The sequence below is a fragment of the Streptomyces milbemycinicus genome, from assembly GCF_002154605.1.
In the GTDB taxonomy this organism is placed as follows: Bacteria; Actinomycetota; Actinomycetes; order Streptomycetales; family Streptomycetaceae; genus Streptomyces; species Streptomyces milbemycinicus.
The window spans coordinates 1-627 of sequence record NZ_MUNE01000593.1; the positions used below are offsets into that span (position 1 = coordinate 1).

At 79.4% G+C, this 627-nt stretch carries 1 pseudogene; it reads left to right on the top strand.

Annotated features, from left to right (window positions below):
- Window positions 1-627, top strand: a pseudogene (locus CCN51_RS39650) (CHAD domain-containing protein); the annotation flags it as partial.

A 627-nucleotide genomic window follows, 5' to 3' on the forward strand; every position in this document is an offset into this window, starting at 1 on the left:
GCGGCGGCGCGGACGAGGCCCGGGGCGGGGCGCTGACGGTCGGGGCCGCGCGGGCCGGGGCCCTCCTGGAGCGCCAGCTGACCCTCGCGCGGACCCGCGCACACACCGCGGCCCTGCAAGTGCTCGGATCCTCCCGGTTCCACGCGGTCGCCGACGCGGTCGCGCTTCTGGCCTCCGAGGTTCCCCTCGACGAGGCCGCCGCTGTCCGCCCCGCCGATCTGGCGCTGCCCCCGCTCGCGGAGCTGGCCCATCGGCGGCTGGTCGAGTCGGTCGAGTCGCTGCCGCTGGGCCGGGCCGGGCATCCGTACAACGCGGAGGCGCTGATCCACGGCCTCGCCGCGACCTCTGCCGCCGACGCCCCGCCGGCCAGCGAGCGGCAGGACGCGCCCTGGGACCAGGTGCGCCGGCTGGTGCGGCTGCGGCGTTACGCCCTGGAGGTGCTCGACGCGGGGCAGCGGCCGGACGGCACCGGGCCGGTGGAGGCCGACCCTTCCCTGTCCGTACGGCTGCTGGCCGCCGGACAGGCCCTCGAACGGCACCGGGACGCGGCCGAGGCGGCGGCTGCCTCGGCCGCCGCGGCCAGGACCCCGCGGATCGCCCCCGCCACCGCCTATGCCCTCGGCGTGC